Source organism: bacterium (genome assembly GCA_004322275.1).
Taxonomy (GTDB): Bacteria; Desulfobacterota; Deferrisomatia; order Deferrisomatales; family BM512; genus SCTA01.
On the sequence record SCTA01000022.1, the window covers coordinates 17,021 to 39,975 of the forward strand.

Annotated in this window: 17 protein-coding genes and 1 pseudogene; 5 read left to right on the forward strand and 13 right to left on the reverse strand. The window is 59.9% G+C overall.

All coding sequences use genetic code 11. From position 1 onward, the window contains the following. Positions 1-8: 8 nt before the first annotated feature. From EPN96_07035 to EPN96_07075, 9 genes and pseudogenes are all read right to left on the reverse strand, one after another. Positions 9-1,754, reverse strand: coding sequence for a hypothetical protein (locus EPN96_07035; protein ID TAL16927.1), 1,746 nt, complete (start codon positions 1,752-1,754; stop codon positions 9-11). Beyond that, complete coding sequence (locus EPN96_07040; protein ID TAL16928.1) at positions 1,751-2,728, reverse strand: ABC transporter ATP-binding protein; 978 nt, start codon at positions 2,726-2,728, stop codon at positions 1,751-1,753. The genes EPN96_07035 and EPN96_07040 overlap by 4 nt, the downstream gene beginning before the upstream one ends. Next, on the reverse strand, positions 2,725-3,765 hold the full coding sequence (locus tag EPN96_07045; protein TAL16929.1) for an ABC transporter ATP-binding protein: 1,041 nt from the start codon (positions 3,763-3,765) through the stop codon (positions 2,725-2,727). Before EPN96_07045 ends, EPN96_07040 begins: the two co-directional genes overlap by 4 nt. Further along, on the reverse strand, positions 3,762-4,613 hold the full coding sequence (locus EPN96_07050) for an ABC transporter permease (protein TAL16930.1): 852 nt from the start codon (positions 4,611-4,613) through the stop codon (positions 3,762-3,764). Before EPN96_07050 ends, EPN96_07045 begins: the two co-directional genes overlap by 4 nt. Beyond that, complete coding sequence (locus EPN96_07055) at positions 4,606-5,646, reverse strand: ABC transporter permease subunit (protein ID TAL16931.1); 1,041 nt, start codon at positions 5,644-5,646, stop codon at positions 4,606-4,608. Before EPN96_07055 ends, EPN96_07050 begins: the two co-directional genes overlap by 8 nt. Beyond that, entirely contained in the window at positions 5,588-7,123 is a 1,536-nt protein-coding gene (locus tag EPN96_07060) for a hypothetical protein (GenBank protein TAL16932.1), read from the reverse strand. Before EPN96_07060 ends, EPN96_07055 begins: the two co-directional genes overlap by 59 nt. Positions 7,124-7,193: 70 nt before the next feature. Next, entirely contained in the window at positions 7,194-8,777 is a 1,584-nt protein-coding gene (locus tag EPN96_07065) for a hypothetical protein (GenBank protein ID TAL16933.1), read from the reverse strand. Then, positions 8,716-10,656: a PEGA domain-containing protein gene (locus tag EPN96_07070; GenBank protein ID TAL16934.1), complete on the reverse strand. Its 1,941-nt coding sequence runs from the start codon at positions 10,654-10,656 to the stop codon at positions 8,716-8,718. Before EPN96_07070 ends, EPN96_07065 begins: the two co-directional genes overlap by 62 nt. A gap of 1,172 nt (positions 10,657-11,828) precedes the next feature. Next, positions 11,829-11,918, reverse strand: a pseudogene (locus EPN96_07075) (cytochrome c family protein). 465 nt (positions 11,919-12,383) lie between these two features. Between EPN96_07075 and EPN96_07080 the strand changes: the two are divergent. From EPN96_07080 to EPN96_07095, 4 genes are all read left to right on the forward strand, one after another. Next, complete coding sequence (locus EPN96_07080) at positions 12,384-14,879, forward strand: hypothetical protein (GenBank protein TAL16935.1); 2,496 nt, start codon at positions 12,384-12,386, stop codon at positions 14,877-14,879. 72 nt (positions 14,880-14,951) lie between these two features. Continuing rightward, positions 14,952-15,548: a CoA pyrophosphatase gene (locus tag EPN96_07085; protein TAL16936.1), complete on the forward strand. Its 597-nt coding sequence runs from the start codon at positions 14,952-14,954 to the stop codon at positions 15,546-15,548. A gap of 7 nt (positions 15,549-15,555) precedes the next feature. After that, positions 15,556-16,056, forward strand: coding sequence for a hypothetical protein (locus tag EPN96_07090; GenBank protein TAL16937.1), 501 nt, complete (start codon positions 15,556-15,558; stop codon positions 16,054-16,056). A gap of 50 nt (positions 16,057-16,106) precedes the next feature. Beyond that, a complete protein-coding gene (locus tag EPN96_07095; protein TAL16938.1) occupies positions 16,107-16,289 on the forward strand; it encodes a hypothetical protein in 183 nt (60 codons plus the stop codon). Positions 16,290-16,334: 45 nt separating this feature from the next. Here the strand turns inward: EPN96_07095 and EPN96_07100 are convergent, their stop codons facing one another. Genes EPN96_07100 through EPN96_07115 form a run of 4 tightly spaced genes read right to left on the reverse strand, consistent with a single transcriptional unit; the run spans position 16,335 to position 20,406 of the window. Next, positions 16,335-16,853 (reverse strand): hydrogenase maturation protease, encoded by a 519-nt coding sequence (locus EPN96_07100; protein ID TAL16939.1) that lies wholly within the window; start codon positions 16,851-16,853, stop codon positions 16,335-16,337. Continuing rightward, entirely contained in the window at positions 16,816-17,484 is a 669-nt protein-coding gene (gene cybH, locus EPN96_07105; GenBank protein TAL16940.1) for a Ni/Fe-hydrogenase, b-type cytochrome subunit, read from the reverse strand. The genes EPN96_07100 and cybH overlap by 38 nt, the downstream gene beginning before the upstream one ends. Before the next feature lie 16 nt (positions 17,485-17,500). Beyond that, positions 17,501-19,270: a nickel-dependent hydrogenase large subunit gene (locus EPN96_07110; protein ID TAL16941.1), complete on the reverse strand. Its 1,770-nt coding sequence runs from the start codon at positions 19,268-19,270 to the stop codon at positions 17,501-17,503. Between the two features lie 38 nt (positions 19,271-19,308). Beyond that, a complete protein-coding gene (locus EPN96_07115) occupies positions 19,309-20,406 on the reverse strand; it encodes a twin-arginine translocation signal domain-containing protein (protein ID TAL16942.1) in 1,098 nt (365 codons plus the stop codon). A gap of 638 nt (positions 20,407-21,044) precedes the next feature. On the opposite strand from EPN96_07115, the gene EPN96_07120 reads away from it, so the two are divergent. Further along, complete coding sequence (locus EPN96_07120) at positions 21,045-22,880, forward strand: hypothetical protein (protein ID TAL16943.1); 1,836 nt, start codon at positions 21,045-21,047, stop codon at positions 22,878-22,880. Positions 22,881-22,955 lie beyond the last annotated feature (75 nt).

The following is a 22,955-nucleotide window of genomic DNA, read 5'->3' on the forward strand; positions in this document are numbered from 1 at the left end:
ACTCCCCTCTACTCTCTGGGATAATGTTCGTATTTGAGATCCACTGAAAGGATGGGGACTTCCTGCCTGTCTCCGGTGAGGGCGAACACCCGTATCTTGCTCTCCCGACCCATGAGTTTAGTCTGAAGCCCCGATAATTCCAGATAAATTTCGCCGATAATCATTTCCTTCTCGCCGACCCGCACTATGTAGCGGGTAGCCTCCGGGTAGGGGTCCCAGGCAAGAGCGATGTCTCCGATGGCGGTCCTGCCGCCGCGCGCCCTCTTTTCAAAGGGAATCTGGGGCTTTTCGGCGCTGGCCTCGAACTCCGCCGGCATTACGAGAAACCTGTCGCCCACGTAGGGTAGGACGAAGTGGCGAAGCTGGGCGTTGTCGGCGAGCTCAACCTTAGGGACGTAGGAAAACTCCCTGGCGTGGGCGTTGTCCACCCTCGCGACGAGCTCGCCTATTATGCCCTTCATCCCGGTGACGTAAATCGCGTACCCCTGCGCCAGCGCGTCGCGCGGGAAGGTGGACCATTCGATCGTTACCCTGTCGGGCTGGACCTCCTCGCTTATCCCCTCTATCCTCGCGACCTGCGGGGGAACGGGGAGAATCGTCTCCGCTAAGGCGCTGGGTGCGGCGGCCCCGTCCAGCCACGCCTCGATCCTGAATTTTATCGCCTGCTCGGCGGGTTTCAGGGTCAGTGGCCCCTCGCTCACCTCTCCGGCCCGAACTATCTCCTCGCCGCGAAGGTCGAAGAGGGTCTTTTCTTCCGTTTCGCTCTTCATGAGGAGCACAAGCCTGTCGAGGGTTCCGCCGGGGAGCTCCCAGGAAACGGTCGCCGTAAGGTCGCTCTCTATGGACGCCGCGATGGCCGCCGAGGAGACCGGCGACATCGCCCACGCCTGCAGATCCGCAAAGGCCAGCGGCAGCCCGTCTTTGTCGAGGGAATAAAGCCGGTAGCTCACGGTTTCGCCCAGAGGAACGTCGGCGTCGAGGAAGGCGTCCTTGTCGCCCTCGTACCTCACCTCCCATTGGGTCGCCGCCCTCTTCCGAAGCAGCCTGTAAGACGCCGCCCCCTCAAGCAAAGGCCAGGAAAAGGAGACCGTGCGGTTGCCCGGAAGGATCTTGACGGTTTTGGGCTCCGGGTAAAGGGATACGAGCCTTTGTTCGAGCTGGTCGCCGGCCCATATCTCCAGTTCGACAAAATGGGTGTCCCTGTCGTCTATCGGGGCCGAGAAGGTTATCTTGTATTTGCCTTCCGGGATCATGAGCGTGAGCCCCCCGGGCCCCAGTTCGCGGGGGCGGGAGAGGTACTGCCTGAGCTTGTCTACGGCTTTTCTCGCCGAGACGTCCAGCCGGGCCTCGTTCAGGGGCTCGATGGAGCCGGTAAGCCCCGCGTAGGGAACGGCGTTTATCAGGCGAAGCCTCCCCGCTCCGGTTTCGTTCAGCAGAAAATCCATCAGAGCGGCGGTCTTTTCATTACCCTTCCCCGCCTTGTCGAGTTCTTCGATAGCCATGTAAGCCTCGGAGTACCTGAAAACCCCCGAGTAAGCCTTGGCCACTGCTGCGACGAACCTCGCATCGGTCTTCGCGCGCGCGGGATCGACCTCTTTTGCCTGCTCAAGCGTCTTGACGGCGTCCGAGGCGTAGGCTGACCCCTTCTCGTTGAAGAATTCCCCCTTTTCGAGCAGGTTGTCGAACTCCGCCGGGAAGGCGGGCAGGGCCAGCGCCAAAAAGGCGAACAGCAAAAACAGGGTCTTAAAATTCATTCGTGGCATGGCGAACACAGGTGGCAGGCGATGCGGTGGCCGGGACTAACCTCTACCAGCATCGGTATCTCGTCGGCGCAAAGGGAGTTCCCCCTCCCTCCGACCTGACAGCGGTGACGGAAGGAGCAGCCGGTCTTCCAGCGCTCCGGGGCTTTTCTGTGGTTCTGAATGGTCAGATTCGGCCGGGGGTCGTAGGCGCTCTTTAAAAGCTCCTTTGAATAGGGGTGGCCGGGGCCCTCCCTGAAGAAGGAGGAGGCCGGGGCGTCCTCCACTATCCTGCCGTGAAGAAGCACGAGGACTCTCGTGGCCAGAAATTTGACCAGCCGAAGGTCGTGGGAGATAAAGATCATCGTGGACTTCTGGCGCTCGTGAATCTGCCGCAGGAGGTCCAGAAGCTGGGTCTGTATCGGCTGGTCGAGCCCGCTGACCGGCTCGTCGGTTACTACGAAGCTGGGCCGCGTGGCGAGGGCTCTCGCGAAAACGACTCTTCGCTTTTCTCCTCCCGAAAGGCTGGTGGGGAATTCGTCCAGGCGCTGGCTGGGAAGCTGGACGAGGCGGGCCAGTTTTTCCACCTCTTCCCTCGCATGCTGTCTGGTGGCCTGGGGAAAGTGGGTCTTGACCGCCTCGACCAGGGCGTCGCGAACCTTGAAGGCGGGGTTCAGGCTAGCGTAGGGATTCTGGAAGACCATCTGCGCGGTCATCCTGAATTTCTTTTCCTCTCTCCCCTTGAGCGCCTTCATGTCGAAGCCGTTTACCGTGACCCTCCCCTCCTCGAAGGGGACGAGGCCGAGAAGGCACCTGCCGAGAGTCGTCTTGCCCGAACCCGATTCGCCGACCAGCGCGGCAAGCTCGCCCCGCTCAAGGGTAAAATCAATCCCCTGAAGGGCGGGCACCTTCTTCGCCCAGCGGGCCAAAAGCCCCGAGGCGCCGAAGTATTTCCAGAGGTTGTCTACGACTACCGCCGCTTCACTCATAGGTCATCCACGAAACAGGCTATGTTGTGGCCGGGCGAAAATTCTCGCAGGGTGGGGCATTCGAGAAGACACCGGGAGGTCGCCGCTTCGCACCTCGGCGAGTAGGGGCAGCCCACCAGCGGCGCGGGCTCCTTGACCGCGAGGCGCGGAGAAGCGCCCTCTATAAGCTTTTTCTCCGATTCCAGCAGAAAACTCGTGTAGGGATGCTTCGGCTCGTGGTCCCAGTCCAGAACCTCGTCGACGGATCCTGTTTCGACGATTGTTCCCTCGTAGAGTATCGCCACGTCGGAAGCCAGTATCCTGGCCGCCGCAAGGTCGTGGGTGACCAGAAGAAGGGTTGCTCCCTTTTCTTCCACCATAGAGTGAAGGAGGGAGATAATCGAGATGCGGAGCGTCGCGTCAAGGCCGGTGGTGGGCTCGTCGGCGATGAGGAGCCTGGGCCCCGGCGCAAGGGCCAGAGCAATCGCCGCCCGCTGCGCCATCCCGCCCGACAGCTCGTGAATGTAGCACTCGGAGACGGTCTCTACGTCGTACATCTCCACCCGCGAAAGCCAGGAAAGCGCGAGCCCCCGCGATTCCTCGCTCTCTATGCCGGGGTTTGCCCGCTCCAGCACCACCGAGAGCATCTGCCCTATTGTGTGAAAGGGGGAAAGGGAGGTCGAGGCGTCCTGCGGTATCAGCGTAACGTCTTTGCCGAGCATGTCGCCCCAGGCCCTTGCCTGTGCCCGCCTCCACCCTGCCAGGTCTTTTTTTATCAGAACTTCGGGGTGTTTCCGGTACTCCACATAGCGGTCGAGCTCGCCGAAAATCTCCTGACCCAGAACCTTCGCGCTGCCCGAGACTACTCCGGGCTGCCCCTGATGGACGCCGAGAACCGAGTGTATCAGGCAGGTCTTGCCGGAGCCGGACTCCCCCAGAAGCGCGAAGGTCCTCCCCTGACGCACCGTAAGCTCCACGTTGGAGAGAATCTTCCGCATATCCCTGCGGCCTTCGAGATAGACCGTAAGGCCGTGCGTTTCAAAGGCGGGATGGCTCACCCTCGCTCCTCCACGACGCTCAGAAGACCCTGGCCGACGAGGGTGAAGCCCACGAGCGTAACCGAGATCATCAGCGCGGGCAAAAAGGCCTGCATGAGGTGGCCCGTGAAGACGCCGTCTCTGGCGAGCGAAATCATGTTGCCCCAGCTCGGCGTGGGCTCCTGAACCCCGAGTTCGCCGCCGAGGTAGGAAAGGCTGGTCTCGACCAGAAGCGCATAGGCCATAAGGCTCATCAACTGGGCGAGGATTACCCTCCTTGCGTGGCCCCAGAGTATGTGGACGAAGACTATTCTCGCCATGCTGACGCCAAGGCAGCGCTCCGCTTCGATGAAGGAGGCCATGCGGAGCCTCTCGACGCTAGAACGTATGGCTCCGGCAATCTGGGGAGCGAAGGTGACTCCCACCGCCGTCATTATCCAGACGAGATTGCTGCGCGCTATCGAGGCTACGAGGAGAACCAGAACGAACTTGGGCAGGGAATCGAGCACCTGCAAGAGCCAGTAGGTTATCGCTCCCCATATCTTGCCGCCGAGGGATTCCGCCACGCCCAGAACGCCGCCGACAAAAAGCGCTACGCCCATCGCGAGCGCGCCGGGGGGGGTGAAATAGGCCGAAGCGGCGCCGAGGCGGCTGAAAAGATCTCTGCCGAGGGCGTCGCAGCCCAGAAAAAATTCCGCGGAGGAGGGGGCGTTGGGCTCGCCGACGAAGGCCATCGGATTGTGGGGCAGCCAGCCGAAAGTCCCGGCCAGCATGCCCAGCGTCGAGGGAATGAGGCACAGCGCGCCGATGGTCAGGCTGATGAGGCGGCTTTGCCTGCTCGCTGTCGGAAAGCGCTTGACCTTACCCATTGCTGCGCTGTCTCGGGTCCGCGAGGTACCCCACGAAGTCGCAGAACATGGAAAAAACCCTGAGCACCGCCGCCATTACAAGCGCCGCGCCCAGAAGCACCGGCATGTCGCGCTCTGCCGCCGCGCGCCAGGCGAGGTAGCCCAGCCCCGGCCAACCCAGCGCCGCTTCGAGGACAACCAGCGAGCCGAGAAAAAAGGATACGCGCCGGGCGACGTGGGAGGCCGCGCCGGGGATAAACCCCCTGGCTATGACCTTGGGCACGCTAAGCCCCATTATCCGGACGCCGGTGATGTGCTCGCCTGTAGAGGAGTGGCGAAGCTCGTTCTGGAAGCGGCCGAAGAGGTCGGAGAGTTCCCCGTCGCCCACGGCAAGTATGAGCGCCGCGAAGAGCCAGGGGAGGAAAGCGGCTTCCACCGGCAGGGGAAACCAGTGCGGCATCGACCAGTAGCCCCCGTCAACCCCCCAGGCTATCGCCCTGTTGCCCCCCGCAACGAAGATATAGACGTACAAAAATACCGGTATGGAGGAAAGAAGACCTATGCTCCAGCCCAGAGAACGGCAGAAAAGCGAGTTGGGACAGAGAATTCTCCCGGCGGCCCCGCCAAGGGCGAGGACGACCGAGATACCGAGACCCGCGAAGAGGAGAGAGAAGGAGCGCCAGGCCGAGGGCCAGATGAGGTCTTCGGCGGGCCTGCCGCGCTGAAGGGCGGAGCTGTGGCCGAATTGCCCGGTCATTACTCCGCCTAGCCAGAGGAAATATTCCTTGGCTGCAAAGCGCTCTGAATCTTCGACCTTTACAGCGCCAACGTTTACCCCGGCGGGTTCGCTCTGAAGGCGAAGCCCGCGCGAAGTGTCTACCGGCGCGGCCTTAAGCACTATGAAGAGCAAAAGACTCGCACCGATTAGAACCAGTAACGTCGCCGCCAGTTCCCGTCCGGCAAAGGAGAGTAGGCCGAAAATCAGGCGACCGGTGTCACTTCTCCTTCCAGTCCGCAACGTAGGAGAAGAAGTAGAAGGGGTGGAGTCGGACATTTTCAATCCGGCTGCTTATTGCCGCATAGCGGTTCAGGCTCCAGAGGAAGATGTAAGGCAGGTCCTCGTTGAGCGTTTTGTGCAACTCGCCGTAGGTGGCGCGCAACATCTCGGAATTTTTCGCTTCGCGGCTCTCGTCGAGGAGACGGTCTACCTCGGGGTTTGAATAAGCCCCGAAATTGTTCTGGTTTTGTCCGGTCTGGGTGGAGTGGAAAAGGGTGTAGACGTTGACGCTGTTGTCGAAGGTCCACTCGGCCAGCACAAGGTCGAAATCGTGGTCCTCGAAAACCGCGGTCTTCCAGGCCATCGGTTCGAGGAAGCGGACGTCGGCGTTAAGGCCCATGTTCTTTATCTGCTGCTGGAGGTCGAGAACCACCGCCTTTTGAACCTCGGACTGGGCGAGGGAGAGTATCTTCAGGGTGACGGGCTTGCCGTCGAATTCCTTTATGCCGTCCTTGTTGGTATCGACGACTCCGGCCTCTTTGAGAAGCTGATTCGCGCGCTCGCTGTTGTAGGGCCAGGGCTTTACGTCGAAGTTGTACGCCCAGGAAGCCGGGGGAAAGGGGCCGGAGATGATGGTGCCGCGATTGCCGTAATGGGCCTTGAGCATCTCCGGGCGGTTAAGCCCGGCCATGAGGGCCTGGCGGAAAAGCTTCTGGCGGATCAGCGGGTTTCTGAAATTAAGCCCCAGATAGCTGTAGGACAGCGTCGAATAGGGGTAGAGCCTTACGCTGGAGAGTTCCTCCAGGGCGGGGATGTCCTTCGGCCTCACCTGGGGAAGGAGGTCCACCGCGCCGTAGCGCAGAAGCTCGTTTCTGATGTTGTCGTCCGGCACAGGAGACACCTCCACCGCGTCGATTCCGCCCTCCTTGGCCTTGGGGTAGTAGGGGCTGCGGTTGAAGCGTATCTCGCCCGCGTGGGTCCATTCGCCGAAGGAAAAGGGGCCGCTGCCGATGGGCGACTCGATGGCCGATTCGGCGACCACGTAGCCCTCGGGAAAGCGATGCGCGGGAAGAATCTTGAAATCGAAGTACAGAAGAGGATTTAAAACCTTGCGCTTGAAGTTGACTATCACCGTGGAGTCGTTCGGAGCCTCTACCTTGTCAAAAGCCTCGAACTGGGCCCCGAGGGCCGTGGCGGTTCTCGGGTCCCTTCCGGCTTCGATGGTGAAGAGGACGTCCTGAGCGGTAACGGGCTTACCGTCGTGCCACTTCAGCCCCTTTTTGATTTTGAACTTCACCGAGGTTTCGTCCGGGGAGACCGTCCAGGATTCCGCCAGCGCGGGCTTCACCTCTCCGGCTTCCGGGGGGCTGACCAATCCTTCGTACATCAGCTCGGTCGCACGAAGACTCGGCATGTCCGCAACCAGCATCGGGTTCAGGCTGGTCGGCGCAGTGGACTCCGCGTAGCGAAGCCCTGCGGCGGCAGGCAAAGCAAGCAAGGAGACAAAGAACAACAGGCCAAGCCGTCGTCTCATTTAAATTCCCTCCAAAGGCGAAAGTAAATACTGCCGGTCCTTCTCTTCCCCAAGTCAGACCGAAAAATCTTCATCGCGGGGGCGCCTCTCCCCCTGTTCGCGACGCGTAAAGTCTTTTAAGGCTCTCGTAACCCAGCCGGACAGCGGGGTACTGGTTGCTGAGTTCAAAGAGTATCTCCGTCGAAGGAGCATACTGGCCGGTCTGGGCGTAAGCGCTTGCCAGGTCAAGAAGGAAGGCGGGCGGATTTATGAAATCCGGCTTGTAGCCTTTTCTCTTCTGGTGGGCGCTGTCGAGGAGGTCGAGCGCCTCGCGGGATTTGCCCCCGGCCCTCACGACAGAGGAAGCCTTCCGGCAAATCTCCGCTTGCCTCGCCCCCAGAATCGCCGAAGCGATTTCGCCGTTTTCAACCTCCAGCATCTTTATCCGGTCCATCCGGATTGCGGTGATGGAGTCATTCACGGCCTGCTCGGGATTGCCCAAAGGCCCTTTTATTCCCATGCCGACCTGCAGTTCGGCGAGATACGCGAGGGTGAAAGCGCCGGGATCGCCGTCCAGCAGTTCCTTTAAAACCGCCGTCCCCTCCGCGGTTTTCCCCGCCCGGATCAGCGACGCGCCGCGAAGCGCCGTCGAGACTTCGAGCATTTCTTGCCCGTCGATGATCACCCCGAACAAAAGGGCGGGGTGCAGCGTGCCGCTTTGCTCCCCGGTTACGCCAGCCAGCGCCGAGACGCTTGCCTCGTAGTCCTTGAGAAGCCATAAAGCGCGGCCGGAAAGCCAGGCGGCCTCCTGCCCTCCCACGGTCTTTAGCGACGCCAGGGCGTATTTCGCGTATGTGATTCTTAAAAGATCGTACAAAAAGAGATCGGGCCCCGCCTCCTCGGCGCTGCCGTAACCGGCCCGCTCCAGGGCTCCTGCGGCAGCTCCGAAATCGCCGCCCGCAAGAGAGGAAACGGCGCTGGAGTACTGGCTCTTGTCCTTTATTCCGGCCGGGCGGCCCCAGCTGTAGGAGGCCGTCAATGCCAGGGAGGTCTTGTCCGCCGGGGCTTCCTTTACCGCCTTCTCAAGGGCTGCGCCGCCGGAGGATTTGCCGGAGATGACTTCGACTCCGGCCCTCCCCAGGCTCCAGACCGCCTCCTGCCCTCTCGGGGGAGCGGCTGAGAATATTTTTCCGGCCGCATCCGTGTCGCCCTGCCTCAATCTTATGAAGCCAAGCCGCCCGGCAGCCCCGGGAATCCCCTTCACGGCGGGGGAACCGAGATACTCGGCCTCGGTCTTGAGATAAAAGCCGTCAAGGACGGCGAAAGTCTCCGCCAGCTGGAGACAGGCCCTGGCCTTGCCGATGCGCTCCGGGATGCTCGTGCCCGAAGAGAATGCCGTAATGGCGGCGGGAAGAGCCATCTCCCTGAAATTAACCCACCCTTCGCCGTCGGAAAGAAGGCGGGCTATCTTCTCGTTTCTCTGGGCGTAAAGACCCACCCAGCTGTTTTTAAGCCGGTCAACCTCGGTCGCCTTCGTGCCGATGGAAGATCCCCCTTCGGATTTCCCGGAAGGGGAGCAGCAGCAAAGACAGACTGCAAGAAGTAAAATCGCGCTAGCGACCCAGCTTCTTTTCGAGATAACTGAGATTCTTCTGGTGTTTCTTGGCTTTTTCAATCCAGCTTGTTCCAAGGGTTTCTTCACTCGAATTCAGACGGGCAAAGAACATTTCCCAGGCCTGAACGCCTTTTTTGACGTATTTTTTCTCGTTGGTGAGGCCGAAGAGAAGCTCGGAGGCTATCCCCGTATAGTAATGGGCCTTCAGGGCAAGCGACTGGCGCTCGTCCGCCGGGAAGTAATCCACCGATTCGACGCAGCGGTCAAGCGCGTCGATGCCCTTTGAAAGATAGTCGGACCCTTCGCCCTTTCCAGCCTGTTTCGCCGCCTGAATCGCCCAGTAACCCATCCCGAGATTGAGCACCGGGTTTTTCTTGTAGATGGGCTGGGAGAAAAGCTTTTCAAATTCCGCCGGTATTTCGCTGGTTCTGCGGAGATTCTGGAGAATGCGTATCATCATTATTCTTGATTCGGGGTAGCTCGCCTTCGCCGGGTCGACGCGGTCGAGAAAAGAGATGGCTTCCTCGTCCTTGCCCGCCTCGAAGACTTTCTGCGCGCTGAGGTAGGCCTCGTCGATTACCGGGAGCTTTATCGGATTTGCCTGGTAATCCACCGAATCTTCGGTGAAGGAGACCGAGACCTGAAGGGGACGGTAACCGGCGGTTATCGCGGGATTGAGTTCCATCTTCAGTACGTGGGTGCCCTTTTCGGTCACGAAGCCGACGCCCTCGGGACCTGCGACGCCGAGTTCCTTGCCGTCGAGCCAGACCCTCGCCCCCTCCGGATCGGTGAAGATGCGGACAGCGGCTTCGCTACGCTGCGCCTGCAGCGAGGCGAGTATGGTCTCCGTTTTTTCGCGGGTAACCTTCACGTTGTTGCGCGACCAGGGGATGAACCCCTCCTTGTCGACGCGGATTTCGTGGATTCCGGCCGGAACGTCGGCGATGCGGAGGGGAGCGTCGGCCACGCCGACGGCGTTGCCGTCGAGGAAGACCTTGCCGCCCGTCGGGGTGACGATTATCAGCAGCGCGCCCGCCTTTTCCTCGAGGGTTTCCTTTATGGCCTGGGTGGCCCCCGCCTTGACTTCGACGGTGAACTCCCTGTCAACGTAACCATCCTTGGAGAGGAGAACCTTGTGTTTCCCGGAGACTACCGGCTGATTTACAGGGCTGAGGCCGAGGCGCTTGCCGTCGAGGTCTATCCTCACGTTGGAGGGGGTCGTCTCGATATTGAGAAAGCCGACTCCCAGTCCGCCCTGAGTGGAGAGATCGATGAAAATGCGTCCGCTTCCGCTTTCCACCATCTGGCTGAAAGCGCCCTTTTGAGGATGGAACAGGATGATTTCGTGCGGCGAATCGGCGAGCCCTTCGACCGCAATCGGCGTCACGCCAAGCTCTTCGCCGTCGATGAAGACCTTTATGCCCTCGGGAGACGATTCCACCACCAGGGTTCCGCCCGCTCTGGGGGCTTCTTCCTCAGCGATCTCCTCCGCCACGGCGGCGTCGGCTTCCCTTCTCTCTTCCATTGCGGCCGAACTCGCGGGAGCAAGGCTGGGGGCGGGAACGGGAGCCGGGGCGGCGGCTTCTTCAGCCGCGGGAGGAGCTTTTTCCTCGGCCGCAGGAGCGGCTTCGGTTTTGGGAGCCTCCTGAGCGGGAGGAGGCGGGGGAGGGGGAGCTTCCTTGACCGCCTCGGGAGCCTTTGGGGGCGGGGGAGGCGGAGCTGCCGGGGGCGGCGCACTCGGCGCGCTTCCGGCGGCTTCGGGAGCTTTCTGGGTCATCAGCTTCAGGCCGGCGACAACGGTGTCGTCGCCGAAAATCGAACCGGCTTTGGCTTGCGCCACGCCGGGCGCCGCCGAAACCAGAAGGGCGGCGAGAACAAGCGAGATACAGACACCCGGGAAACCTGCCAGGATTTTTCTTATTGAAAGAGAGTTTCGCATCGGTCCCTCTACCTTTTTCAAAATCGTCAACGTAATGCCCTGCCGATTGTTTTCCAGGCTCAGCGGTTGAATTTCGGCCCGCTGCCGGCAGGCACGACGAATTGCATCAAATCGAGATTGGCGCGCAGATCGACGTCAAGGTCCGGAACACCCTCTTCGTAAGGGTCCTGATTCGCCAGTCTGAGATCGGGCGCCTTGTTTTCCTTGAAATTGCCCGCTGCGATTTCGACGCTCTCGGCGCCGAACCCCTTGCGGTAAGCGTAAATCTTGTAGTCCCTGCCGAGAAGGGGCTCGTCTCCTTCGAGGAGTCCGCCCGAAGCGTCGATCTTTTTCTTTCTGGAGATGCGGAACTGGCCCTTTTCGTCGGTCAGCACTTCCATTGTATAGGGGCTCGTCCAGACCTCCGCCTCGCGTATCGGAGCGCCGCTCGAATCCTGCACGGTTCCGACGAGGTAGGTCGGAGTGAGCTTGACCGGAAGGTCCATCTCTATCTTCGCCGGTGCTGCCGCCGGGATTTCGACCATGATTTCCTTGGCCATCTCGAACTTTTCATCCCGGACCGTCAGCTTCAGCGAAACCGGGTACTCGGCTACGGGGATGCCGTCCAGAGAGAATTTCCCGGCGTCGTCGGTCATGCCGATGACGAAACGGTCCAGCTTTATCATGGCCCTGGCGAGGGGAATGTCCTGGCTGACCTGCTCTTCGAGCTTGACCTGCCCGAATATGGCACCGCCGTCGGGCGCCGGGAAGGTCTCGCGAAGGTTCAGCCGGAACATCCTCTGGGCGACACGTCCAACCAGCGGAGACTGGGGAAAGACCTGTAGGAATTCCTTGTAGGCTTCTACGGTGTCGGCGCTGCGGACTCTCGTGTAGGCCTCTTTTTCCGTCTCCCTCGCGAGCCGGTCTCCCTGCGAACCGCCGCCGCGCTGCACCTTCAGCATGAACATGCCCTTGCTGACCTGGCGCTCGACTATCGCGCGGCCGAGGCGCTTTAGCCTTGTGCTGTAGACCATGTAGCGTTCGTTCTTTTTGGCGCCGCCGGGGATCTCTGCGAGTATTTTGTCCCCCCTGACGTAAACGACGCTGCCGACGAAGGACTCCGCGGTAATCTTCCTCGGCTTCGGCTCTTCTTCGGCAGCGGGGGCGGAAACCAGCGCGCCAGCCGGAGAGGAAGCCGGAGCGGAAGAGGGAGGGGCTGCGGCTTCGCCTGCGGGGGCGGGCGCGGCGGTTTGCGCCGGAGCCGCGGGAGGAGCCCCTTCAGCCGGAGCGCCTCCGGCAGGCGCTTCGCCCCCTGTTTTTTTGCGGATCTGCATTGCCGCGAACCCCTGCTCGGCGGCGACGCAAACCGCAAACATTGCGATAACCATTAAGGCAGTCACGCTTTTGATTTTCATAAAACACCTTTTCAAGCCGGTGGGCGGATGCCCCACAATGCGGTTGAACTCCACATCCTGAAACTTTTCTTAAATACCACAACTCCTTCGCCCAAGGCAATTCCGCATATCGCTCATTTTTACCGTACCCGGCAAAAAGATGTCCGCATGCCTTTATGTCAGGTTTTTTTCGGGGACTCCCGAAAGCCTCGCGCCGCCGCAGCCGTCCGCCGTCAAATTTTTGGGGGTTTTTGTCTCTCCGCCTGTTGCGGCGCGAAACATTATTAATGTATAAAGGCACATTCCGTATCTTGAGAGATTTTGAAAAACCTTAACTCGGGATGAACTGAAAGAATGATTTCGGGTTCGCGCCACAGCTTGTCCACGCTGACGCTCCTAATTGCAATTTTTCTGGCGGCTTTCGCTCCTTCGGCCAGTGCGGTTCAGATACTGTCACCCCCCTTCAACACGGCGCTGGGTGACGATTTCGTGACCGTAATCGGCAAGGACCAGCCCGGCAAAACCATTGCCTGGCAACATATCCGTCCCACCGGGCTTGAACAGGCCGAGGCCGTCGCAGGGCCTTCCGGGATATTCAATTTTTCAGCCAAGCTCGATCCCGGGATAAACCGCTTCAACGTTTCCGGCACCTATATAGAGGTTTACTTCGTTCAGGACAAAGACCCTGTGCCCTCCGGCTTCATCCGCCGCCACATGCATTCCCGCGACATCTCCCAGTGCTCCGATTGCCACGACGAAAACATGAAGCTCGTCGAGGGCGGTCAGCCTTACGTCTGTCTGGCGTGCCACGTCGTCGTATCCCAGAACCCCGAGAACGACGCCGACCCGATGTCCAACAACCATTTCAAGTCGACCGTCGCGACATGCACCGAGTGCCACGAACCGCACCTCAGCCAGAACGTAAAGCTGATGGCCCCCCAGAAGCTCGAGCCCTGCAAATCGTGTCATGCGAAAAACTACGCGGGGGCTAAAAATCACGCAGCTTTCGAGGAGGGCGGCTGCATGGCCTGCCACGACCCTCATTACACCGGCTTCCCGTACAGGCTTTACAAGGGGCTTCGGCTGACATGTCAGGAGTGCCATTCCCAGGCGAAGTCGGTCCCGGACAAAAAATTTCATCCCCCGTCGGCTAACGAGAGCGGCAAATTCTGCGACGACTGCCATGATCCCCACGGCACCACTCCCCGTCTCATCAAGGGTGACAAGAACGACCTTTGCGTCCAGTGTCATCCCAAGGTCCTCAAGGAAGGACACGGCAAGGAGCTCAAAGGCTGCGCCAAGTGCCACGATCCCCACCGCGAGATCGGAACCAGGCAGCTTAGGGCGGATTTCCCCGCCGGTTGCGAGGAGTGCCACGACGGGTACAGGGACGGCGCAACCGTACATCAGCCCGTCAAGGAAGGCTGCCAGAGCTGCCACAGCCCCCACAAGGACGGAAACCTGGCCAAGGCCAAGGAAAAGTGCCTGCAGTGCCACAACTTCAAGAAGGATCTCGAAGTCTCGACCCTGCACGGCAATCTGCCGTTGACCGTCGAGCAGTGTCTGACCTGCCACCCCGTGCATGACTCCAGCCAGACGAAACTCGTCAAAGGCAAAATCCATTTCCCTCTCACTCAGGGAAAATGCGACGCCTGCCACGGACAGGGCGCTGCCGCGGCCATAAAGATTAAAGACGTTACTGCGAAGTGCAACGTTTGCCATACCACCCTCAAAGACCTCCAGCAGAGCGGCCAAAAGGTACATTCCCCGGTTTCCGACGACGGCTGCACCGCCTGCCACAATCCGCACATGTCGGTTCAGAAGGCGTACCTCGCAAAACCCATGGAGAAACTCTGCAGGGAGTGCCACGACGACGTTCCCCAGGCCGGAAACGGCAAGGAGCTTCATCCCGCGGCCAAGGACTGCGCCGACTGCCACAAACCCCACGGCGGCGAAAATAAAAAGTTCCTCGTGAAAGCAAAAGACCTCTGCCTAGACTGCCATGACAATCCGGTAACGGGGGCTTCGGTTGTTCACGCGGCGCTGGACGAGGGCTGCACCGCCTGCCACGACGCCCACGCGGGCTTTGGGAAAAAACTGCTTAAAGCTAAAATCCCCGGTCTTTGCACCCAGTGCCACACCGATCCCGCCAAGGGCAAGGTCGTCCACACGGCCATGGACGAGGGCTGCAACGCCTGCCACAAACCTCACGCCACAAACACGAAGAAGCTTTTGAACGCCGCAGGAGACAAGCTCTGCCTTAACTGCCACACCGTTCCCGGCAAAGAGGGCAAGATTCCCCATACCGGCCTGGAGGAGGGCTGCACCTCCTGCCACGCGCCGCACAGCTCCGAAAACAAAAACCTCGTCAAGGCGAAGGGCAACGCGCTCTGCTTTAATTGCCACAGTGACCCGGCGAAATCCGGCAAGGTTCATACCGCCCTGGACGAGGGCTGCTCCTCCTGCCACAAGCCCCACGGGTCGGATCAGAAGAACCTCCTGACCTCCGCCGGAGACAAACTCTGCTTCGCCTGCCACAAGGACCCCGCGAAGGACAAGAAGGTTCGCCACGACGCCCTCGACGAAGGCTGCACGCAGTGCCACAAACCTCATTCCTCCGCGGAATATCCGCTGCTGAAAAAGCCGGTAAACACCCTTTGCAAGGAATGCCACTCCAGCCACAAAAAACATGTGCTGGACGCAAAATCCGCAAAGGATTATCCCGGCCCCGCGCCTTTCCCCGTCTCCGGAAACGAACTTTCCTGCGCCGGCTGTCACAACCCGCACGCCTCAAACGAAGCGCACCTTTACGCAAAGCCGCAGAAGGAACTGTGCAACAGTTGTCATTGAGCGCATAGCGGGGTTTATAACCGCACCGGCGTCCCTAAAGGGACACGCCCTTGTTTGCGTCTGCACTGAAAAATGCTTTATAAAAACATGGAACCCCTAAAAGCCATCGACCAGATCAGGTCCCGCCTGTCCTCCCGCCGAAGGCTGGTTATGCCTGCAGAGGAGCTCTCTCCGGCGGCGGTCGCGCTTCTTTTGTCACCCGGCCGTCGCGGTCTGGACCTCCTCTTCACCCTTCGCACCGGCACCGTCCTTCACCACAAGGGGGAGGTCTCCTTTCCCGGCGGGCGGGCCGATCCCTGCGACTCCTCATTTCTGGACACCGCCCTTCGCGAGACCTGGGAAGAGATAGGGGTGAGACCAAAAGACCTTGAGATTCTCGGCGTCCTCGACGACCGGACCTCGGTTTCGGGTTATCTGGTGACTCCCGTGGTCATGTTCCTTCCCGAGAAGGACTATTCCTTTAAACCGGAGCCGGCGGAGGTTTGCGAGGTCTTCACCGTCCCGCTCCCCCACCTTTCCGGCCCGGACAGCCACCTGAAGAGAATCAATTCAAGGCACCCCGACGATCTCTATTCCTTCACCTGGGAGCACAGGGTTATCTGGGGTCTTACCGCCTCCATACTTCACGGCTTTTTGACGGTGGCTTTCGATTACGAGTTTCGCGGGTGAGGATATGATGGCAAACGGCTCAGGAAACAACCTTTTTGAAAATTTCGTGGAAATGGACGGGCGCGCACGGGGCTTTCTCGGCCTCTTCTACCAGTGGCTGCGCTCCGGGACCGGCCCGGCGCTTGCGGACCAGAAGGCAAGCGATCTGGCGCACAAGGCGGACAGGTACCTTCGGGATTTCGTCGTGGACATACTTGAGCTCGCGCCCGAGAAGAGCGACGCCGAAACCGTCCGCAAGTACCTCGGCAACTGGTATATCATCAACACCCTCGGTCCGACCCTCGAAGAGCTTGACCTTATCGGGGAATCGCTTAGACTTTTCCATCAGTGGGCGGCGCTTCGGGGAATCATCGGCAAGGACACCGAAGCCGGAGTTATCGCGGCCCTCTCGAAGATGGATTTTTTTCACGGACGGCTGGAATCCTTTTGGTCGCTGAGGCCGGAGGGGATAACGGGATGGCGGGCTGTAGACGATTACCGGAAACCGCACTCATCGCCCTTGGGATAGCTCTTTTTCTCGCGGCGGGAGGATGTTCGAGGTCGCGTTCCGCGGATGAGATGGTATTTGAAAGGGGCTGCGGCGCCTGCCACACCACCGAAACCCCTCTGTCCAAAAGAAAATCCCTCGAAGACTGGCGAAGGACGGTCAAGGTGATGCGGGAGCGCGGCGCGAAGATAAGCGACGAGGAAGAAAAAATGCTGGCCGAGTACCTGTACGAACTGCGGCCGGATAAAAGATGAATATAAACGTGAAAGGGCCGCCCGGTTGGGCGGCCCTTTCACGTTTCAGGCCTTTAGCGGAGTCAGTCCTATCCCCCAGGATTTCAGAACTCCGGCCATCGTTTCCACGGCCTCGTCGATTGCGCCCGCTACGGCGCGGGTGAGTTCGGTCCCCAGTTCGACGGCCTCGCCCTCGATGCCTACCACCGTCATTTGCTCGGGCATCCTGCCCTGAAGCCGAAGTACGGCGATAAGGTCCTTGAGCCCCATCTGGTGGGGCGAGAGGCAGTTGGCGAAGACCGTCTCGATTTCATCGGCCTCGACCAGCACGACCTCGCCGGGGTTTTTCGTCCTCATCACGCAATCGACGATGAGTATCCGCTTGTAACCTTCCATATAGTAAAGAAGGTCGAGCCCGAGGGTTCCCCCGTCGAGGAGGTCTACCCCCTCGGGCGCCAGGTATTTTTCTTTAAAGCGGCCAAGGGCGACCAGTCCCGCCGAGTCGTCGGTCATGACCAGATTGCCCAGAGCCAGCACCAGGGTGCGGTTACTCCTTGAGATTGGGGTCGCCGTACTTGTATCCATTGAACATGCTTCCCGAACACCCGTCGCGCTCCGCGATATCGGACATCCACATTGCGTACACGTGGAACATCGCGAAGGCGATAAACACGTACGTCATAAAGTAATGTATCAGGCGGACGTACCCGTTGCTCATGAAGACGAAGATTCCGCCGAAGAGGCTGTTGGCCATGCCGGCGGGATCGTACTGCCCGAAGAGTGCGAAGCCGGAGATGATCTGGAAGATCATGCAGGCCCCTATCGCCAGATAGGCCATGCTGGCCATTGCGTTGTGGCCCAGCCTCGGGGGCAGCCGGGGAGACATCAGCGTATAGTAGCGGAAGACCGCCACCAGATTTTCGCGGCCGCTGGCGTAGGTGAAGGGGACGAAGGTGCGCAGTTTGGCGTATTTGTTGCCGACTATGCCCCAGATTATCCTCCCCGCGACTCCGATCATGAGCATCCAGCCGCTTACGAAGTGGACCGTGCGGGCCCAGCCCATCACGAAGAGGTCCGGCATGTGGGCCGTTGCCAGAAACGGGTAGTGGATATATATCCCGGTGACGATGAGGGATACTATCGCCAGAAAATTGGTCCAGTGAATCACCCTTACCGGGAATTCCCAGACCTTGACGGGTTTCATGACGCTTTCCATGTCGCCTCTCCCGGCCCTAAAGGACCTTAACCGTGGTCAGTTCCTTGCCGTTTTCGTCCAGGACGTGTACTGCGCAGGCCAGGCACGGATCGTAGGAGTGGATGGTGCGGAGAATCTCGATCGGCTTTTCCGGATCCGCGATGGGCGTCCCGATGAGGGCCGATTCGTAGGGACCGCGCTGACCCTTGGCGTCGCGCGGGGAGGCGTTCCAGGTGGAGGGAACAACCGCCTGGAAATTGGCGATCTTGGTATCCCGTATGTTTGTCCAGTGGCTCAGGGTGCCGCGGGGAGCCTCGTGGAAGCCCACGCCCCTGCACTCCTTGGGCCAGGTCGCGGGGTCCCACTTCTCTCCGGCGTGGACGCGAAGGTCGCCGGCCTTGATGTTCGCCGCGAGCATGTCGAGCCATTCGAGGTTTTTCGTCGCGGTGACGAGGGTTTCGATGCCGCGGGCGGCGGTGCGCCCGAGGGTGGAGAAGAGAGCCGACGCCGGTATGCCGAGGTCAGAGAGAACCAGATCGACGACTCCCTTGAACTCCTTTTGTCCCTGAGCGTAGGCGATGAGGACGCGGGCCAGGGGGCCGACCTCGACGGGGCGGTCGAGATAGCGCGGGGCCTTTACCCATGTGTACTTGTTGTCGGTGTCGAGGTAGTCGTACTTGCCGGAGCCGGGGTTCGGTCCGGTATAGTTTTCCTTCGTCTCGCCGACGAAGGGGTTCAGCCCCTTGTCGTCGCCGCCGTTGTAGGAGTACCACGAGTGGGTGACGTACTCGGTGATGTCCTCGGGCCTTACCGGGTGAAGCGTGGGGAAGTCGGCTGCTGTCACTCTGCCGGGCTTGAGCCAGAGCGCCTTGTCGTTGTGCTTCACCGCCGACTGGGTCGGGTAGTCGCCGAAGCTGATGAAGTCGAAGTTTCCGCCGCCGCCGCCGATTGCGCCCCATTCCTTGTAGAAGGAGGCCACCGCGAGAAGGTCGGGAATGTAGACCTGCTCGACGAAGTTCTTGGCCGAAACGAGAAGCTCCCTGATATGGGCGATCATGTCGGCGTTGATGGCGTTCTGGCTGTTCGGGTCGACGGGAATCGACATGCCGCCGACGAGAAAGGTCTGCGGATGGGGATTCTTCGAGCCGAGGAGGGCGTGAATCTTGATGACGTCCTTCTGCCAGTCGAGAGCTTCGAGGTAGTGAGCCACGCCCATGAGGTTGGCCTCGGGGGGAAGCTTGTAGGCCTTGTGACCCCAGTAGGCGTTGGCGAACGGCCCGAGCCTCTTGGTGCCCGCGAAGGCGGCGACGCGCTTTTGAATCGTCTCGAAATACTGGGCCGAGCTTTTGGCGTAGGGGCGGTTTCCAAGGACGCCGACGGCGTACTTCTGCCCGATGGCCTGCGCCAGGGCGGAGGTCTTGGCCGGATCGGCCTGAAGGGCGGAGGTGATGTCTACCCAGTCGAGGGCGTGGAGATGGTAGAAGTGTATGACGTGGTCCTGAACGGCCTGAATGCCGATCATGAGGTTTCTGATCAGCTCGGCGTTCAGGGGGACGGCGATGTCGAGGGCGTCTTCCACGGAGCGGACGGAGGCTATGGAGTGAACGGTGGTGCAGACGCCGCAGAAGCGCTGGGTCCAGTACCACAGCTCGCGGGGGTCGCGCCCTACGAGAATCTGCTCGATGCCGCGCCACATCGTCGAGGAGCTCCAGGCGTCTTTGACGACGCCGTTTTCTATTACGGCCTCGATTCGAAGGTGGCCTTCGATTCGAGTCAACGGATCAATAACAAGTTTCTTGGTGGCCATCGGGTCTTTCTCCTATATCAAATCGTTTAATCGCGTTTTTAATGTTCTTCGCCGTCGGTGGCCTTGAGCTGCAGCGATTTGGCGACGCCGTGCACGGCGATGCCGGCGGCGGCCGCTCCAACGAGGCCGAGGCCGATCTTTGTCGCCGTAACGTCCGCGCCAAAGCCCGGTACGTTGGGCACGCGATCGTAGAAGGGACCCATGGTGTCCCAGAAGCCGGGCTCGGAACAGCCCACGCAGCCGTGACCGGCCTGAACGGGCCAGCTCTGGCCGTCGTTCCAGCGGACGGTGGGACAGTTGTGGAAGGTGCTCGGGCCCTTGCAGCCCATCTTGTAGAGGCACCACCCGTCGCGGTGTCCCGCGTCTCCCCAGGCTTCCACGTACTGGCCCTGATCGAAGTGGGCTCTGCGCTCGCAGTTGTCGTGGATGCGCTTGCCGAAGGCGAAGAGGGGGCGTTTGAGCTTGTCGAGGGCGGGCAGTGAGCCGAAGGTCAGGTAGTGGACCACGGTGGCGGTCAGGTTGACCACGTTGACCGGGCAGCCGGGGAGGTTGACGATCGGAACTCCGGAGATGATGTCCATAACCGCCTTGGCGCCGGTGGGGTTCGGAGCGGCGGCCTGAATGCCTCCGAAGGAGGAGCAGGTTCCGACGCAGATTATCGCTGCGGCGTTTCCGCAAACCTCCTGGGCGACGGCCATCGCCGTCCTGCCGCCGACCATGCAGTAGATGCCGTTCTTGGCCGTGGGTATCGCGCCTTCGACTATGGCGATGTACTTGCCCTTGTAGTTGTTGACCGTCTGGTACAGAAGTTCGTCGGCCTGATGGCCCGCGGCGGCCATGATAGTCTCGTGGTAGTCTAGCGAAAGATAATCGAGTATGAGTTCGGCTGCGGTGGGCCGGGTAGCGCGAAGGAGCGATTCGGTGTCTCCCGCGCAATCCTGGAACTCCAGCCATACTACCGGGGGCCTGTTGTCTGCAGTCAAAGCCGCGGCGGCCTTTTCGGCAAAGCTCGCCGGAAGGGCTAACGTCGCGCCGACGGCGCTGCAAAACTTCAGGAACCCGCGACGGCTGACTCCGCGACTCTCCAGATACGCTTCGAGAGTCGATTCCTTCAAGATTCCTTTTTCCCTGCTCATGACGTATTCTTGCTCCTTATTATGGGTAGAAAGGTATGAAGATAATAAAAACGCCGTTCCTGGTTAACGTATTTGTCCAATCAAAATGTCATCTGAAAAACAGCCGTTCGTTATTTCCTGTTAACCAACCGCCGTTCGCCTTATTTTGCCATGAAGCCGGTGGAATGACCGTTACATGTACATTAAAGAAAAACAAAGTTCCAATCAAAATGATGGCTTTCGCTTTCGGGCCGTATTTTCGGGCCTTTATTTTCTTTAAAACGATTTTTTCGATTTCATGATATTTAAAATAATAAAAACGGAGTTTCGATTATCTCTGTTGATGAAACGTCGTTTTACGGGTTTTTATTTTATTCTGGGTGCGCCTTTCGGAGGCCGTCCGCGTTTAACAAATTTTGCTCCGGTTTTACTCTTAATTTTAAGGGGTATCGCCACCCCCCTGAAACAGAACTCTTTTGCGGGGGATTTTGGGGTAAACTAGTCAGAGACCGTTTAAAAACTGTTGCGAGCCCCATTTTCATCGTCGCGTGCTCGCTCGTCGCTCGCCTAACTACTGGTTATGTCTCGCTTCTCGCTCCGCGTCTCCTTGAAACCGGGGCTTCTCTCGACGTTTTTTAACGGTCTCTTGGGAGACTTGAATGTACAACTCGATACTCACGTTCCTTATAGCCCTTACCATCGTGGCTCTTTCGCCCGTTGACGGGCAAAAAAGCGCCGGGCTTGCGGGGCTTTTGCTCATCCCCCTGATAATTGCCGGGGTCTGGGGAATGCTTCGCTGGCGCTTTCGCCGGATGATGATCGCGGCGATAAACAGCTCAGCGGCAACCGCCTACTACCGTCCGCTGGTCTCGGGAATGCTTCAGAGATACCAGCTTCTGCTCACCGTCCCCTTCGCCGTGCTGATCTTTTCGACGCCCTTTCCGGCGCTGGTGATAAGCCCGCTGGCGAAGCACTCGGAACTTCTGGGCTCCCTCGCCGGTCTTCTGCCGTTCTTTTTCTTCCTGATCGTTCTATGGTGGGAAGTTTACCCCCTCAAATCTGTTTTGCTAGGCCAGTCGACCTCGAGAAAATCTTTTGTTTTGTCCAACGCCAGGACGGAATTCTCTATCCTCGTGCCCTGGTTTCTCATCGCGCTCATCGGAGACGGCATATTCCTTCTCTTCCCGTCGCTTGAAAGCGCCATCGAGGCGAATCCTTTTCTTGAATTTCTCTACGCCCCCTTCTTCCTCATCGCGGTCGCGATATTCCTGCCGGTGGCCATCACCGCGCTGTGGGGGTGCAGGCCGGTGGCGGAGGGACATCTGCGCGAGCGGCTGACCCTCCTGACGAAATACATGGGGCTTAGAGTGCGAGAGATAATGGTCTGGCCGCTCATGGAGGGTAAAATTCTCACCGCGGGGATTATCGGCCTTGTGCCGAGATTCCGCTATCTGCTCATAACTCCGGCCCTTCTCAACGCGCTCGACGAGGACGAGATATCCGCCGTGGTGGCGCACGAGGCGGGCCATGTCCGCTACAATCACCTCTGGTTTTACCTCCTCTTCTTCGCGGGGCTTTTGATTGCGCTTATGTCGCTTATCTACGAGCTTGCAGACCTTGGAGCGATATGGGCGAGGTACGCCCACCCGGACCTCTTCGCGGAGGGGGGCGCAAAGGGAACCCTCTCCTTCGCGGTCGCCGTACTGACGATAGTTGTGCTCGTCGTCGGTTTCCGCTACGCCTTCGGGGCAATTTCAAGGGCCTTCGAGAGGCAGGCCGATCTCTACTCCCTTGAGGTGCTAAACACCTTCCGCCCCTTTAACAGCGCCCTTGAAACCATCTCCCGCTACTCCGGCGATATTCGCGACCTTCCCTCCTGGCACCACGGCTCGCTCGGGGAACGGATGGATTTTCTCGCCGCCGCGAGCGAAAACCCCTCCCTTGTCGAGGGCCATCACAGAAAAGTCCGCAACATTAAAAGGCTGATGTGGGCTATACTCGCCGTGCTCTTCGTCTGCGCCGGGGTCCTGCAGGCTCCGGGGCTCGGGGAAAGCCTCCAAAGAAGCGTGGCGATAAGGGGCCTTGACGGGTATATCGCGGCCAATCCGGGGGAAGCGGGTTCCCTCGTCCAGCGCTCGATCTTCCTCGCCGGCGAAGGAAGGGAAAGAGAGGCTCTTTCGGACCTTTGGGAGGCGCTCGCCCTCGAACCGGGAAACCCCTTCATCCAGAACGCTCTGGCGTGGACCCTGGCGACCGCGAAGGACGAAGGGCTGAGGGACTGCCCCCGCGCGGTGGAGCTGGCCGAAAAAGCCGTCTCCTCCATGCCTCTGCCCGCCCTGCTGGACACCCTCGCCGAGGCCAGATACTGCGCGGGAGACCCCGAAGGGGCGCTAAGGGCGATAGATCTCGCCGTAGAAGGGGCGAAGACGGGTGAAAGCCTCACCGATCTGGAGTATTTTCTGGGCCAGAAGAAGCGGTTCGGGGAAAAAAACTGACGGGCTTTCCCCCGCGCGGGAAAAAGGGCTGTTTTTGCGTTTCGTTTTCCCGCCTTTGTCTGCAATAATTTCAGT

Excerpts from the sequence above, each read along its gene's own strand:
- EPN96_07080 (TAL16935.1), top strand. The coding sequence starts at position 12,384 with ATGATTTCGGGTTCGCGCCACAGCTTGTCCACGCTGACGCTCCTAATT.
- EPN96_07100 (TAL16939.1), bottom strand. The coding sequence starts at position 16,853 with ATGGATACAAGTACGGCGACCCCAATCTCAAGGAGTAACCGCACCCTG.
- EPN96_07040 (TAL16928.1), bottom strand. The coding sequence starts at position 2,728 with ATGAGTGAAGCGGCGGTAGTCGTAGACAACCTCTGGAAATACTTCGGC.
- EPN96_07110 (TAL16941.1), bottom strand. The coding sequence starts at position 19,270 with ATGGCCACCAAGAAACTTGTTATTGATCCGTTGACTCGAATCGAAGGC.
- EPN96_07050 (TAL16930.1), bottom strand. The coding sequence starts at position 4,613 with ATGGGTAAGGTCAAGCGCTTTCCGACAGCGAGCAGGCAAAGCCGCCTC.
- EPN96_07120 (TAL16943.1), top strand. The coding sequence starts at position 21,045 with ATGTACAACTCGATACTCACGTTCCTTATAGCCCTTACCATCGTGGCT.
- EPN96_07035 (TAL16927.1), bottom strand. The coding sequence starts at position 1,754 with ATGAATTTTAAGACCCTGTTTTTGCTGTTCGCCTTTTTGGCGCTGGCC.
- EPN96_07095 (TAL16938.1), top strand. The coding sequence starts at position 16,107 with ATGGTATTTGAAAGGGGCTGCGGCGCCTGCCACACCACCGAAACCCCT.
- EPN96_07090 (TAL16937.1), top strand. The coding sequence starts at position 15,556 with ATGGCAAACGGCTCAGGAAACAACCTTTTTGAAAATTTCGTGGAAATG.
- cybH (TAL16940.1), bottom strand. The coding sequence starts at position 17,484 with ATGGAAAGCGTCATGAAACCCGTCAAGGTCTGGGAATTCCCGGTAAGG.
- EPN96_07115 (TAL16942.1), bottom strand. The coding sequence starts at position 20,406 with ATGAGCAGGGAAAAAGGAATCTTGAAGGAATCGACTCTCGAAGCGTAT.
- EPN96_07060 (TAL16932.1), bottom strand. The coding sequence starts at position 7,123 with ATGAGACGACGGCTTGGCCTGTTGTTCTTTGTCTCCTTGCTTGCTTTG.
- EPN96_07055 (TAL16931.1), bottom strand. The coding sequence starts at position 5,646 with ATGTCCGACTCCACCCCTTCTACTTCTTCTCCTACGTTGCGGACTGGA.
- EPN96_07070 (TAL16934.1), bottom strand. The coding sequence starts at position 10,656 with ATGCGAAACTCTCTTTCAATAAGAAAAATCCTGGCAGGTTTCCCGGGT.
- EPN96_07085 (TAL16936.1), top strand. The coding sequence starts at position 14,952 with ATGCTTTATAAAAACATGGAACCCCTAAAAGCCATCGACCAGATCAGG.